The sequence below is a fragment of the Microbacterium sp. Marseille-Q6648 genome, assembly GCF_943181415.1.
Lineage (GTDB): Bacteria > Actinomycetota > Actinomycetes > Actinomycetales > Microbacteriaceae > Microbacterium.
In genome coordinates this window covers 11628-26212 of sequence record NZ_CALPBZ010000006.1, presented here as the reverse complement: position 1 = coordinate 26212, position 14585 = coordinate 11628, and the positions used below count along the sequence as shown (strand labels likewise).

Sequence of the window (14585 nt, the reverse complement as noted above, 5' to 3'; positions counted from 1 at the left end):
GGAGGATCCGTGCACCGTCCTGCCCGAAAGGCCGCTGTCCTCGCGACAGCTGCCGCCCTCGCCGTGACGGCTCTCGTCGCGCCCGCCGCTGCCGCGGCCGAGCCCGTCGAACCGTTCATCAGCGAGTACATCGAAGGATCGTCGAACAATAAGGCGATCGAGATCTACAACCCCACCGCGGCGCCCATCGACCTTGCGGCGGGGGAGTACGCGATCAGGCAGTACTCCAACGGAAGCGCATCGGCGGGCCTCACCCTGAACCTCGCCGGCACCCTCGCGCCCGGCGACGTGTACGTGGTGGCGCACTCGTCGGCGATCCCCGCGATCCGCGATCAGGCCGACCAGACGACGGGTTCGGGTCTGTTCAACGGCGATGACGCGGTGGCCCTCGTGAAGGGCGGAGCGTTCGTCGACGTGATCGGCCAGATCGGCGTCGACCCCGGCACCCGGTGGGGATCCGACGCGATCTCCACGGTCGACAACACCCTTCGTCGCAACGCCGACATCTGCGTCGGCGACCCCGACGGCAGCGACGCGTTCGACCCGGCCGCGCAGTGGCAGGGCTTCGCGACCGACACGTTCGACGGCCTCGGCGCCCACGCGGCCCAGTGCGGCGACATCGTCCCGACCGACCCGACCGTCGTCATCAACGAGTTCTCGGCCTCGACCGCCGGCACAGACGTGGAGTTCATCGAACTCCTCGCCATGGGAGGCGCGGACCTCACCGGCTACGCGGTGCTGCAGATCGAAGGCGACGCGTCCTCGCCCATGGGCACCCTCGACTCCATCACGACGTTCGGCGCCGCCGACGCCGACGGTCGCGCGACGGCGGACCTCGCGGCGAACACGCTCGAGAACGGCACCATCAGCCTGCTGCTGGTCACCGGCGACCTCCCGGCGGCGGGCACCGACCTCGACGCGAACGACGACGGCACCATCGACGACGGCTTCGGCTTCACCGTCGTCGATGCCATCGCCGTGAACGACGCCGGTGCGGGCGACCTCACCTATGGCGGCACCACTCTCGGCGTGGCCTACGACGGCCAGTCCTTCGCACCGGGCGGCGCCAGCCGCATCCCCGACGGCACCGACACCGACACGACGTCGGACTGGGTGCGCAACGACTTCGACCTGGCCGGCATCCCCGGTTTCACCGGCACACTCGTCGACGGCGAGGCCGTCAACACCCCCGCCGCCGAGAACACCACCGAGGTCTCGACCGACCCGGGCACGGGCGTCGCGGACTGCGGGGCGACCGTCGTGACGATCGGCTCGGTTCAGGGCCCCGGCGACACGTCGCCCGTCGTCGACACCACCGTCCGCATCGAGGGCGTCGTGACCGGCGACTTCCAGGCCGGCGGCTTCAGCGGCTACTTCGTGCAGGATGCCTCAGACGGCGACCCGGCGACGTCGGACGCGATCTTCGTCTACGCTCCCGGCGGCGACGAGGTCGCCCCGGGCGACGCCGTGCACGTGATCGGCGAGGTCACCGAGTTCGAGGGCCTCACCGAGATCGTCGCGGATGATGTCGCGATCTGCGCCGCTGGAGGAGAACTGCCTGCGGCCACCGAGCTGGTGCTGCCCGTCGCACCCGAGGACTACGAGCCGCTCGAGGGCATGCGGGTGACGCTGCCCCAGACGCTGTCGATCCTCGAGTACTTCGAGTTCGGCCGCTACGGCACGATCGATGTCGGCCTCGACCGGCAGATGACCCCGACCGCCGTCTTCGAGCCCGGCTCGCCCGAGGCGGACGAGCTCACCGAGCAGAACCTGCTCGAGCGCATCACGATCGACGACGGCCGCAGCGCGCAGAACCCCGACCCGGCGATCCACCCGAACGGCGAGGAGTTCACCCTCGAGAACTCGTTCCGCGGCGGCGACACCGTCACCGACGTCACCGGCATCCTCGACTACCGGTTCGACACGTGGGCGATCCAGCCCACGCAGGGCGCCGACTTCGCCGTCGAGAACCCGCGACCCGAGGTGCCCGAGGTCGGCGGGGACGTGACGGTGGCGAGCTTCAACGTGCTGAACTACTTCACGACGCTGACGTCCGAGGACTCCGACGCCCGCGGTGCCGACACGGCCGAGGAGTTCGAGCGGCAGGAGGCGAAGATCGTCGCCGCGATGCGCGAGATCGACGCCGACGTGTTCGGGCTCATCGAGATCGAGAACAATGGCACGGCCGTCGCCACCCTCACCGAGGCCCTGAACGACGCCATCGGCGAGGACGTCTACGGATACGTCGACACCGGCCTCGTCGGAACGGACGCGATCACCACAGCGCTGGTCTACAAGACCGCGACGGTCGAACCGGTGGGGGACTTCGCCCTGCTCACCGAGGCCGTCGACGAGCGCTGGCTCGACGACAAGAACCGGCCCGCTCTCGCGCAGACGTTCGCCGAGATCGAGTCGGGCGAGACGGTGACCGTCGTGGTCAACCACCTCAAGTCCAAGGGATCGTCGTGCTCGGATGTCGGCGACCCCGACACCGGCGACGGCCAGGCCAACTGCGCCGGCGTCCGCGCCGACGCCGCCGCCGCGATGGTGGACTGGCTGGCCGGTGACCCCACCGGTCAGGGCGCGGGTCGTGAGCTGATCATCGGCGACCTCAACTCGTACGACAAGGAAGACCCGATCGACGTGCTCGTCGACGCCGGGTACACCGACCTCATCTACGAGTACGAGGGCGAGAACGCCTACTCCTACGTGTTCGACGGGCAGCTCGGCTACCTCGACTACGCGCTGGCGGGCACCGATCTGACGGAGGACGTGACCGGCGCGGCCGTGTGGCGCATCAACGCCGACGAGCCGAGCCTCATCGACTACGACATGTCGTTCAAGCAGGACGCCCAGGACGCGCTGTTCGCGCCCGATCCGTACCGATCGAGCGACCACGACCCGGTTCTGGTGGGCCTCGAGCTGACCGCTCCCGACACGACGGATCCGACGATCGCCGCCACGGCTTCGCCCGGCGTGATCTTCCCGCCGAACAACAAGGAGCGACTGGTCACGATCGACATCGACGCGGCCGACGACAGCGGCGAGGTCACCGTCGCCCTGACCGACACCACGGTGTCGGGGTCGCGAAAGGCCGCGGTGGAGCAGATCGACGACACGACCTTCGAGGTCGTCGCGGCGAACAGGGCGGTGTACACCTTCGAGTACACCGCGACGGACGCCGCGGGCAACACCGCGACCGCCACGGTCACGGTCCAGGTCGCACCGCCGGGTCTCCTCGCTCCGCAGTGATCGACTGAGTGCGGGAGCCATCGGCTCCTCCCCAACCCGGGCCGCGGACCTGTCTCGACACAGGTTCGCGGCCCGGGCCCTTTCGACCCCGCCGCGGCGCACACGATGGGGGCATGACCCTCGCGTATTGCTCGTCCACCTCGTCGGCGGCGGCATCCGCTCATGTCGACCTGCAGATCGCTCTCGGCGAGCTCGATAAGGTCCTCGATCGCCTGCACGACGCCGTGTCGGGAACGTGGTCGCTCGCCGCCGACACGGACTGGCAGGCGCGTGCGGCCCGCGAGTTCCACGCGCAGGCCGACGCGTGGGCGAACGACGCCGTGGCGCTCACCGGCGTCGGCGACACGGCCCGCCACGAGGCGCGACGGGCGAGCGACCACGCAGGACTCCTCGCCTGGAGCTGCCCGTGACAGAGGGGATCGAACTGCGCGGGGGCGGGGCGATCGCCGTCGACACCGAGACCCTCCGCCGCACCGCGGCTCGATTCGACGCGACGGCGAGCGAGCTCGACGCGGTGTGCGCTCAGCTCGGACCCGTGCAGCTGCTGCTTCTGGAACACCGCGGGCTCGCCTGGGAGGCGGCGGCGGCATCGTCGGCGCTCGGCCTCCGCATCCGCGAAGTGAGCGACACCGCGGCACTGCTGGCCGAACGGCTCCGGGCGGCGGCGGCGATCTACGAGCTGGTCGAGCTGAACGCCCGGCACCAGGCGGCGTTCTTCGCCGGAGACGCGGCCGCGATGGAGCGTATCGACGCGCGGCGTGCGCAGATCATGGCCGCCGACCCCGACGCGATGGAGGCCGCGCGCGGATTCGAAGCCGGCCGCGCGGTCATGTGGCCGGCCCACCTGGTGCGGCAGTCCACCGAATTCGGCCAAGACGTCGGGAGCGTCTTCGGGATGGCCGGAGGCGTCATCGGCGGGGTGGGCGTGGGCGGATTCGTGCTGGGCACGGCGGTGACGGTCGGCATCGGCGGCTGGGGCCGCATCCCGCGCGACGCGCGCCTCACCGGTCCGCCGCCACCGGTCGCCCTCGTCGCCGCGCCCGCCGTCGCGGCGACGTCCCCGACCGGCCTGCGCTCGGCGGCCGAACGGATGCCTCAGGGCGGCGATGCGCGGGTCCGGGTCGAGCGGTACACGATGGCCGACGGCTCCCGGCAGTACGCCGTGTACGTCGCCGGCACACGGTCGCCGACGCTCGGCGGTGCGGACCCGTGGGACGCGAAGTCGAACGTGCAGCTGTATCGCGGTGAGCGGTCGACGTCGTACCAGGCGACCGTCGAGGCGCTCGAGGCGGCGGGTGCCCGCCCCGGCGACGCCGTTCACGCGTTCGGGCACTCGCAGGGCGCGATGATCACGTCGCATCTCGCGCTCGAGGGCGATTACGACGTGCGCACGCTGGTGTCGTACGGGTCACCCGTCGAAGCCGATGTGTCGGCATCGACGCTGAACGTCTCGATCCGTCACACGGACGACCCGGTGAGCGCCCTCGCGGGGGGCGGGCACATGGGTGGTGTCGGCGGTCCGGGCAGCCTGATCGCCGAGCGGGAGTTCCACCCCTCGGCCGACGCGGCGGATCTGCGTGTGCCGGCGCACAGTCTCGCGAGCTACGCCGAGACCGCCGAGCTCGTCGATGCGTCCGCGGACCCGCGCGTCGGCGCGGTGCACGACGTGTTCGACGAACTCGGGCGGGCCGTCGACGTCGATGCGGTGGAGTATGCCGCGACGCGGGGGTAGGTCAGTCCTGCTTCTTGGGACGCAGGAACAGGCCGAAGACCCAGTTGATGAGCGTGATGATGAGGGCGGCCACGACTCCCCACCAGAAGTCCTCGACCCGCAGCCCGAAGCTCCAGAACTCTGTGATCCACCCGGTGAGCCACAGCAGGAAGGCGTTGATGATGAGGCCGATCAGCCCCAGCGTGAGGATGTACAGCGGAAAGGCGAGCACTTTGATCACCGTGCCGATGAGGGTGTTCACCAGCGCGAAGATGAGGGCGACCAGCAGCAGGGTGAGCACCAGCTGCAGGGTGTCGCCGGGCTCGAAGGGGATGACCGAGACCTGGAGCGGATCGATGAGGGTGACGATCCAGATCGCGAACGCGTTCACGACGATGCGGAGGAGGAGTCCCATGCGGGCAGTTTCCCAGTGCCCCGGCCGCCGCGCAATCAGCCGCGCGGAGGGGCCGCGTTGTGAGATCTTCGGCCAGCGGGGGTCGGGACCGGGCTCGTAGACTCGGCTCGTGACAGCGCAACCCGGCCCCGTGCCCCCTGACCATCCGGCATCCGGCATCCCCGTGCGGGTCCGTCCCGAGATCGCCGCGCTCCCGCCCTACAAACAGGGCCGTCAGGCCGGCGCCGAGGCGTTCAAGCTCTCGAGCAACGAGAACCCGTTCGAACCGCTGCCCGGTGTCGTCGAGGCCGTCGCCGCGGCATCCGCGTTCAATCGCTACCCCGACGCCACCGCCGGTCGCCTGCGGGCGCGCCTGGCCGAGCGGTTCGGGGTGACCGACGAGGGAGTTCACGTCGGAGCAGGAAGCGTCTCGATCCTCGCCCAGCTCGTACAGGCGACCTGTTCTCCCGGCGACGAGGTGATCTTCGCGTGGCGCTCGTTCGAGGCGTACCCATGGCTGGCCGTGCTGGCCGGGGCGAAGCCGGTGATGGTGCCCCTGGCCGAGGGGGCGCGTCACGACCTCGACGCCATGGCCGACGCGGTCACCGATCGCACCCGCGCGATCATCGTCTGCACCCCGAACAACCCCACCGGCCCGATCGTCACGCAGGCGGAGTTCGACGCGTTCGTCGAGCGCGTCCCGGGCGACGTGCTCGTGATCCTCGACGAGGCCTACGCCGAGTTCGTGACCGACGCCACCGCGGTGAACGGCCTTCGCGAGCCGGGCGGGCCCGCGCGCGCGAATGTCGTGGTGCTGCGCACCTTCTCCAAGGCGTTCGGGCTCGCAGGTCTGCGGGTCGGCTTCGCGGTCGGTCACCCCCGTGTGCTGGATGCCGCCCGCAGCACGAGCATCCCGCTGTCGGTGACCGGGCAGGCCGAGACGGCGGCTTTGGCGAGCCTGGACGCGGAGTCCGAGCTGCTGGGGCGCGTGGCCGTCGTCGCGGAGCGACGCGATCGCCTGGCGGCGGGCCTCCGCGACATCGGGTGGGCCGTGCCCGAGGCGCAGGGGAATTTCGTGTGGCTTCCCACGGCCGGCGACACCGTGGAGGTCGCGCAGGCGTTCGACGAGGCGGGCCTGATCGTGCGCGCGTTCGCCGGTGACGGCATCCGGATCTCGGTCGGTGAGGAGGAGGCTGTCGACAAGGTCCTACGAATCGCGGCATCCGTTGTGAGCGACCTCCCAGAGGCCCATCGGGCGAGGGGCTAGCGTGGAACGGTGACCCCGCCTGAGATCTCGGCCCCCGCCGACGCAGCGGCACCCTCGGACGACCCGCGCCTCGTGCGCGTGCTCGCCGCGGACGGCTCGTTCGCCCCGTCCGCCGCCGCCGAGCCCTACCTGTCGGTCATCGACGGGCTCGCCGACGTCGAGCTCGAGGGCCTGTACCGCGACATGGTGATCATCCGCGCCTTCGACCGCCAGGCCACGAACCTCCAGCGGCAGGGGCAGCTGGCCCTCTGGCCGCCGAGCCTCGGGCAGGAGGCCGCGCAGGTCGGCTCCGCCCGGGCGGCGCGCACGCAGGACCACCTCTTCCCCTCGTATCGCGAGCACGTCGTGACGCGCATCCGGGGTGTCGACGGCATCGACATCATCCGGCTCATGCGCGGCCTCACCCACGGCGGCTGGAACCCGTTCGACCCGAAGAACGGCAACACGCACCCGTACACGCTGGTCCTCGGCGCGCAGACCCTCCATGCGACCGGATTCGGCATGGGGCTGGTGTTCGACGGACGCTGCGGCACCGGCGATCCCGAGCGGGACGAAGCCGTCATCGTGTACTACGGCGACGGGGCGTCCAGCCAGGGAGACGTCCACGAGGCGATGGTCTTCGCCGCCAGCTACAACACCCCCGAGGTGTTCTTCCTGCAGAACAACCAGTGGGCGATCTCGGTGCCCGTCGCCACGCAGTCGCGCTCGCCGCTGTACCGGCGCGGCGACGGCTACGGCATGCCCAGCATCCCCCTCGACGGAAACGACGTGCTCGCCAGCTACGCCGTCACCCGCGTGGCGCTCGACGAGGCCCGCGGTGGTGCCGGCCCCCGCGCTATCGAGGCCATGACCTACCGCATGGGGGCGCACACGACCAGTGACGACCCGACGAAGTACCGCACCTCGGACGAAGAGGAGAGCTGGGCCGGCCGCGACCCGATCGCGCGCATGGCGGCGTACCTGCGGGGGCGCGGCGCGAGTGAGGCGTTCTTCGCAGGGGTGGATGCCGATGCCGACGCCGTGGCGGACGATGTGCGCGTGCGCACGACCGAACTCGGCGGACTCGACCGCGACGTGATCTTCGAGAACGTCTACTCCGAGCCGCACCCGCGCGTCGACGAGCAGCGGGCGTGGCTCGCCTCGTACGAGGCATCCTTCGACGAGGGGAGCGCCTCGTGAGCGACGTCACGACGATGCCGCTGAGCCGTGCGATCAACGCGGGCCTGCGTGCCGCCCTCGCCGACAGCGACCGCGTCCTGCTCATGGGCGAGGACATCGGGCGCCTGGGTGGCGTGTTCCGCGTCACCGAGGGGCTGCAGGCGGAGTTCGGCGAGCGACGCGTCCTCGACACGCCCCTTGCCGAGTCCGGCATCGTCGGCACCGCGATCGGGCTGGCCATGACCGGCTTCCGGCCGGTCGTCGAGATCCAGTTCGACGGGTTCGTCTTCCCCGCCTTCGACCAGATCACGTCGCAGCTGGCCAAGATCACGTACCGGCACGAGGGCGCCCTGCAGATGCCTGTCGTCATCCGCATCCCCTACGGCGGTCACATCGGGGCGGTCGAGCATCACCAGGAGAGCCCCGAGGCGTACTTCACGCACACCCCGGGCCTGCGGGTGGTGAGCCCGTCCACTCCGAACGACGGGTACTGGATGATCCAGCACGCCATCGCCTCGCCCGACCCGGTGATCTTCCTCGAGCCCAAGAGCAAGTACTGGTTCAAGGACGAGGTCGACACCGCCGCGCCGGCGCTGGCGCTGCACGCCAGTCGCGTCGTGCGCCGCGGCACCGACGTGACCCTCGTCGGCCACGGCGCGATGGTGCACACGCTGCTGCAGGCGGCCGCCGTCGCCGAGGGCGAGGGCACGTCGTGCGAGGTCATCGACCTGCGGTCGCTCTCGCCGGTCGACTACGGCCCGATCCTCGACTCCGTCCGGCGCACCGGCCGCATGGTCTACGCGCAGGAGGCGCCCGGATTCACCTCGCTGGGCAGCGAGATCTCGGCCACGGTCATGGAGCAGGCGTTCTACGCGCTCGAGGCGCCGGTGCTGCGCGTATCGGGCTTCGACACCCCGTTCCCGCCCGCGAAGCTCGAGGGCACCTACCTGCCGGACGCCGACCGGGTCCTCGAAGCCGTCGATCGAGCGCTCGCCTACTGAACCCGTCACCGGATGCGCCACCGATCCCGCAGAGCGATCCCGCAGAGGAGATCTTCATGAGCACGCAGACCTTCGTCCTCCCCGATGTCGGCGAGGGCCTCACCGAGGCCGAGATCGTGTCGTGGCGGGTCGCGCCCGGCGACACGGTGGCCGTCAACGACGTGCTCGTCGAGATCGAGACGGCCAAGTCGCTCGTCGAGCTGCCGTCTCCCTTCGCCGGCACGGTGGGCGAGCTGGTGGCGGCCGAAGGTCAGACGGTGAACGTCGGCGCACCGATCATCACGATCGAATCGGCACCGGATGCCGCGGCCCAGCCCGCGACGATCGGTCAGAGCGAGCATGGTGAACCCGCCGAGCCCGCCACGCCCGAGGGCGACGGGGCGGTGCTGGTCGGCTACGGGACCGGCGGACACGTCCAGTCCCGCCGCCGCAAGCCGGCTCCGAGCGCCACCGAGCGCGTCGCCTCCTCGGTCGGGGTGATCGCGAAGCCCCCCATCCGCAAGCTCGCGCGCGACCTCGGCGTCGACCTGGCCGCGGTGTCGCCCACCGGCCCCGCAGGAGAGGTGCTGCGCGCGGACGTCCTCGGCCACGCCTCGCAGGCCAGCGTGTTCCGCAACATCCAGACACCCGAGTGGGGAGACGTCCGCGAGGAGTCCATCCCGGTCGGGGCGCCGTCGTCGCGGGGAGGCGCCCCCGCGGCGCCCGCCGCCCCGCAGCCGTCCGCCGCGGCATCCGTCTCGTCGCGTCCGCCGGCGTCCGCCGACTCCGACCGTGAGGAGACGATCGCGGTCAAGGGCGTGCGCAAGGCCACGTCGTCCGCGATGGTGCAGTCCGCGTACACCGCCCCGCACGTGTCGGTGTGGACCGACGTCGACGCCACGCGCACGATGGAGCTCGTCAAGCGGCTGAAGGCGTCGCCCGACTTCGCAGACGTCAAGGTCTCGCCGCTGCTCATCATGGCCCGCGCGGTCATCTGGGCGGCGCGGCGCACCCCGATGGTGAACGCCGCGTGGGTCGAGAGCGAGGCCGGCGCCGAGATCCGCGTGCGCCGTTACGTCAACCTCGGGATCGCGGCGGCGACCCCGCGCGGCCTTCTCGTCCCGAACATCAAGGACGCCCAGGACCTGTCCATGCGCGACCTCGCCCGCGCGCTCGAGCGCCTGACCCTGACCGCACGCGAGGGCAAGACCTCGCCGGCCGATCAGCAGAACGGCACGATCACCATCACCAACATCGGCGTGTTCGGCATGGACGCCGGAACCCCGATCATCAACCCCGGAGAGTCGGGCATCGTCGCACTCGGCACCATCCGTCAGAAGCCGTGGGTGGTCGACGGCGAGGTGCGCCCGCGCTGGGTGACGACGGTCGCGGGATCGTTCGACCACCGCGTCATCGACGGTGACGGCATGTCGCGCTTCATCGCCGACGTCGCGTCGATCCTCGAGGAGCCCGCGCTGCTGCTCGACTGATATGTAGGGCTTCTTGTCAAGTGGGCAGGGTGAAGCGCCACCGGGCTGGCTGCTCGGTGGCGCTTCTTCGTCCGCGGGGGTGGGGCCGGGGTGCGGCGTGTCTTTCGACGCGTGGTCAGTCTGATATTCGCGGGTTGGTTACCGCAGGACCCTGTTTCGGCGAGAGCATCCGAGCTTGTCTGAGGTCGAGCGTGGCCGTGGCCTGGGGCCTGGCTGCTCACAGTCGAATCGCTGGTGTTCTCTTCACGCTGCATGCGTTCCGGTGTCCGATGTCCGGGGACGGGCTCGGGAAGGTCAGTCCATGACGGCCAGGGACCAGCACCAGCCGGCGAGTTCGCGGGCGATCGCGGTGTTCGCGACGGTGTGCTTCTTCTGTTTCGCGGACAGCACCATCCAGCGGTGGTGAAGACGCCGATTGCCGGCATCGCCGCGGGCTGCCGCGGTGGCTGGCGCGTGAGCCCACCGGTCCCGCATGATTTTCCCGATCCTGTAGGGATGCTTGTGATACCAGGCGGACTCGATCAGCAGCCGGCGGGCGTGGGTGTTCCCGGTCTTGGTGATCGGACCCAACGTACGGGACCCGCCGGAGGAGTGCTCCGATGGGACCAGCCCGAGGTAGGCGGCGATACTCGACCCGGTGAGCCGGTTCCAGTCGCCGATCTCGACCGCGAGAGCGAACCCGGTCAACGTCGAGATCCCACGCAGACATCCCAACCTCGTTGTGACCGCAGTGAACTCCGAATCCGCCGCCATCGCGGTGATGTCCCGGTCCAGGCCGTCCTTGCGAGCGACGATCTGCGTGACCGCGTCGTAGCCGGCATCGAACGCGGCCAACGTCCCGATGCCCGCGCCGTCCAGCCCGTCACGGCGTTCCGCGCGCAGCCAACGGTCGTGGTCTCGACTCCAGGCGTTGGTTCCGGCATACACGATCCCGCGCCGCAGCAGCAGCTTGGATAGCCGATGCCGGGCGGCCATCAGCTCCACCCGGGCATCATCGCGCGCCCGCACCAGATCCCTGGCCGACTCCTCCGCCTCGGTCGGCACCCGCACCGCGACCAGCTCGTCCATCCGTAGCAGCCGACTTAGCAGCAGCGCGTCCCGCGCGTCGGTCTTGATCCGATCCCCTGCGGGCCGGATGATCTTCGACGGCGCCGCGACCGTCACCGCGATACCGGCCGCGTCGAGTCTCCGGGCCAGCCCGAACCCGGTCGGGCCCGCCTCATACGCGGCATGCGCCGGCCCCAGCCGGGCCGCGATCTGCGTCACCCACGCCACGACCTCCGCCGTCGTAGCGGGCAATCGCGCCTCGATCACCTCACCCGTCGACGAGTCGATCGCCGCCGCTCGCACGCTCCGCGCGTGCACATCCAAACCGATCGCCGTACGCTCGTTGAACACCAGGGCCTCCGCTGCATGTCGGCATCCCAAGGCCACTCCTCGGGATGATCCACGAATCTGCACCGTGAGGCCCTGGGCCTACAACCACTTCAGAACCCCACACTCATAGGGTCTGAACCACCCCTTCGGTTTGAGAACGATTATCAATACCGCTATTCTGGGCGCATGCCCGCACTTCATCGCGCCTCGACGATCCTCGGCTTGACCGCCGCCTCCTCCCTCGCCCTCGCCGGATGCGCCTCCGGCCCGGGACCCGCGAGCGGGGAAGCCGCGGACGGTGCGATCGCGGTCGTGGCGTCGACGAACGTGTACGGCCAGCTCGCCGAGGAGGTCGGGGGCGACCTGGTCGAGGTCACCTCGATCGTCGACTCCGCCTCGCAGGACCCGCACTCGTTCGAGCCCAGCGCCCGCGACCAGCTGACCGTCGCCGACGCGCAGCTCGTCATCGAGAACGGCGGCGGGTACGACGCCTTCATCGACGCCCTCCTGGAGTCCAGCGGCAGCGAAGCCCATGTCATCACGGCGGTGGAGTTCTCGCACTCGTGGCCCGAGAACGCCGGCCACGAGGACGAGCACGCCGAGGACGAGCATGCCGAGGACGAGCATGCCGAGGACGAGCACGCTGAGGACGAGCACGCTGAGGACGAGCACGCCGAGGACGAGCACGCGGACCACGGCCACGTCGAGGGCTTCAACGAGCACGTCTGGTACGACCCGCACACGATGGCCTATGTCGTGGAGGAGATCGCGGCCGAGCTCGCAGAGCTGAGCCCCGACGACGCCGAGACGTTCAGCGCCAACGCCGACGCACTCCTCGCTGAGATCGAGGGACTCGAGTCCGAGCTCGCCCAGCTCGAGTCCTCCTTCGGCGGCGCCCAGGTCTTCGTGACCGAGCCCGTGTCGGTGTACCTCGCCGCAGCGGCCGGTCTCGACATCGTCACACCGGATGCGTTCAGCGAGGCCGTCGAGGAGGGGCAGGACGTTCCCCCCGCGACGCTGCTCGAGGCGCTCACCCTGCTGCGCGACGGCGAAGTGGACGTGGTGATCGCCAACGCGCAGACCGGTGGCGCCGAGACCACGCAGGTGCTCGACGAAGCCGAAACCGCGTCCATTCCGGTCGTCGAGTTCACAGAGACCCTTCCCGAGGGCCAGACTTACATCTCGTGGATGCAGGAGAACATCGCAGCGCTCGGCGAAGCGCTCGAGGCGTGACGGACGCCGCTCCCCTCAAGATCCGCGGGGCGGGACTCCACCGCGAGGACCGCGAACTCTGGAGCGGGCTCGACCTGACCGTCGAGCCCGGCGAGCTCATCGCCGTTCTGGGGCCCAGCGGCTCCGGCAAGACGACCCTGCTGCGCGCCATCCTCGGCCTTGAGCAGCTGAGCACGGGAACCATCACCGCCCTCGGCGAGCCCGTGCACCGCAAGGGCAATCGCCGGATCGGCTACATCCCCCAGCAGCGTCCGCTGCCGCGCGAGACCGCTCTGCGCGGTCGCGATCTCGTGCGCCTGGGCGTCGACGGCCACCGCTTCGGACCGCCGCTCCCGCGTCGAGGCGACGCCCGCCGGGTCGATGAGCTCATCGCCGCGGTCGGCGCGCAGGACTTCGCCGATCGGCCGGTCGGCCTGCTGTCGGGCGGCGAGCAGCAGCGCCTCCGCGTGGGGCAGGCCCTGGCCGACGACCCGCGTCTGCTGCTGTGCGACGAACCGCTCACGAGCCTCGACCTCGCCAACCAGCGCGCCGTCGTGAACCTCATCGACCGCCATCGCAAGAACACCGGAGCGGCCGTCCTGCTCGTCACCCACGACATCAACCCCGTCCTCGGCAAGGTCGACCGCATCCTCTACCTCGCCGGCGGACGGTTCACCCTCGGCAAGCCCAAGGACGTCCTCACCTCACAGGTGCTCACCGACCTGTACGGCGCTCCGGTCTTCGTGCTGCGCGCCGGCGACCGCCTGGTCGTCGTGGGCGCCCCCGACGCCGAGGCCTCCCACCATCACCACGAGGGACACCTGTGAACTGGGACGAGATCGGCGACGCCATGTTCGGGGGCCTCCCCGTCTACGGCGAGATCCTCGCGCTCGTGTCGAATTCGGTGTGGGCGGGCGCGGTCCTCGGCCTCGTCGGCGGACTGATCGGCGTGTTCGTCATCCAGCGGGACATGGCCTTCGCGGTGCACGGCATCAGCGAGCTGTCGTTCGCCGGCGCCGCGGCCGCGCTGCTGATCGGCTTCGATGTCGTCACCGGCTCCATCGTCGGATCCCTCGTCGCTGCCGCCCTCATCGGCTGGTTCGGAGCGAGGGCTCGCGAGCGCAATTCGATCATCGGCGTGCTCATGCCCTTCGGTCTGGGCCTCGGCATCCTTTTCCTGTCGCTCTACGACGGCCGCAGCGCCAACCGCTTCAGCCTGCTCACCGGGCAGATCGTCTCGGTGCAGAGCGGACAGCTCGGCTGGCTGATCGGCATCGGTGCTGTCGTCCTACTCGGGCTGGTGCTCGTGTGGCGGCCCCTGCGCTTCGACTCGCTCGACCCCCAGGCCGCAGCCGCCCGCGGCGTCCCCACGACAGCGGTCTCGCTGACGTTCATGCTGCTGCTCGGGCTCATCGTCGCCGTCGCCGTCCACATCATCGGCGCGCTTCTGGTGATGGCCCTGCTCGTCACCCCCGCCGCCGCGGCGATGCGCGTCGCGTCCGGCCCGGTGTCGGTTCCCGTGCTGTCCGCACTGTTCGGGTTCGTTTCGGCGGTGGGGGGCATCCTGCTGGCGATCGCCGGCACGCTCCCGGTCAGCCCGTACATCACGACGATCTCGTTCGCGATCTACCTCGTGTGCCGCGTGGTGGGCTCGCGTCGCGGCCGCTACGCGCGCACCGCCGAGAACGCGTGAGCACCACCTCGCTCCCAGGAACCTGATCAGGACGCGCCGGTAGACTCCCCG

12 protein-coding genes are annotated in these 14585 nt (G+C 70.4%); 10 read left to right on the top strand and 2 right to left on the bottom strand.

All coding sequences use genetic code 11. The features are described from left to right. Positions 1-9: 9 nt before the first annotated feature. The 3 genes from NFR93_RS14420 to NFR93_RS14410 all read left to right on the top strand — a co-directional run bounded on the left by NFR93_RS14420 (position 10) and on the right by NFR93_RS14410 (position 4984). A complete protein-coding gene (locus NFR93_RS14420; RefSeq protein WP_251454736.1) occupies positions 10-3252 on the top strand; it encodes an ExeM/NucH family extracellular endonuclease in 3243 nt (1080 codons plus the stop codon). 113 nt (positions 3253-3365) lie between these two features. Continuing rightward, entirely contained in the window at positions 3366-3662 is a 297-nt protein-coding gene (locus NFR93_RS14415) for a hypothetical protein (RefSeq protein ID WP_251454733.1), read from the top strand. Then, a complete protein-coding gene (locus NFR93_RS14410; protein ID WP_251454731.1) occupies positions 3659-4984 on the top strand; it encodes an alpha/beta hydrolase in 1326 nt (441 codons plus the stop codon). The genes NFR93_RS14415 and NFR93_RS14410 overlap by 4 nt, the downstream gene beginning before the upstream one ends. A gap of 1 nt (position 4985) precedes the next feature. Here the strand turns inward: NFR93_RS14410 and NFR93_RS14405 are convergent, their stop codons facing one another. Then, a complete protein-coding gene (locus NFR93_RS14405) occupies positions 4986-5378 on the bottom strand; it encodes a phage holin family protein (RefSeq protein ID WP_251454728.1) in 393 nt (130 codons plus the stop codon). Positions 5379-5487: 109 nt separating this feature from the next. Here NFR93_RS14405 and NFR93_RS14400 point away from each other — a divergent pair, with 109 nt between their 5' ends. Genes NFR93_RS14400 through NFR93_RS14385 form a run of 4 tightly spaced genes read left to right on the top strand, consistent with a single transcriptional unit; the run spans position 5488 to position 10252 of the window. Beyond that, positions 5488-6624: a histidinol-phosphate transaminase gene (locus NFR93_RS14400; RefSeq protein WP_251454725.1), complete on the top strand. Its 1137-nt coding sequence runs from the start codon at positions 5488-5490 to the stop codon at positions 6622-6624. 9 nt (positions 6625-6633) lie between these two features. Further along, positions 6634-7803, top strand: a complete 1170-nt coding sequence (locus NFR93_RS14395) for a thiamine pyrophosphate-dependent enzyme (protein ID WP_502846307.1) — start codon at positions 6634-6636, stop codon at positions 7801-7803. Positions 7804-7817: 14 nt separating this feature from the next. Next, positions 7818-8783, top strand: coding sequence for an alpha-ketoacid dehydrogenase subunit beta (locus tag NFR93_RS14390; protein ID WP_251455386.1), 966 nt, complete (start codon positions 7818-7820; stop codon positions 8781-8783). 56 nt (positions 8784-8839) lie between these two features. Continuing rightward, positions 8840-10252, top strand: coding sequence for a dihydrolipoamide acetyltransferase family protein (locus NFR93_RS14385; RefSeq protein WP_251454723.1), 1413 nt, complete (start codon positions 8840-8842; stop codon positions 10250-10252). Between the two features lie 294 nt (positions 10253-10546). On the opposite strand, the gene NFR93_RS14380 is transcribed toward NFR93_RS14385, so the two are convergent. Then, positions 10547-11650, bottom strand: coding sequence for an IS110 family RNA-guided transposase (locus NFR93_RS14380; RefSeq protein ID WP_251454720.1), 1104 nt, complete (start codon positions 11648-11650; stop codon positions 10547-10549). Positions 11651-11815: 165 nt separating this feature from the next. On the opposite strand from NFR93_RS14380, the gene NFR93_RS14375 reads away from it, so the two are divergent. Genes NFR93_RS14375 through NFR93_RS14365 form a run of 3 tightly spaced genes read left to right on the top strand, consistent with a single transcriptional unit; the run spans position 11816 to position 14534 of the window. After that, positions 11816-12862 (top strand): metal ABC transporter solute-binding protein, Zn/Mn family, encoded by a 1047-nt coding sequence (locus NFR93_RS14375; RefSeq protein ID WP_251454707.1) that lies wholly within the window; start codon positions 11816-11818, stop codon positions 12860-12862. Beyond that, positions 12859-13668 (top strand): metal ABC transporter ATP-binding protein, encoded by an 810-nt coding sequence (locus tag NFR93_RS14370; RefSeq protein WP_251454702.1) that lies wholly within the window; start codon positions 12859-12861, stop codon positions 13666-13668. Before NFR93_RS14375 ends, NFR93_RS14370 begins: the two co-directional genes overlap by 4 nt. Then, entirely contained in the window at positions 13665-14534 is an 870-nt protein-coding gene (locus tag NFR93_RS14365) for a metal ABC transporter permease (protein ID WP_251454700.1), read from the top strand. The genes NFR93_RS14370 and NFR93_RS14365 overlap by 4 nt, the downstream gene beginning before the upstream one ends. Positions 14535-14585: the final 51 nt, after the last annotated feature.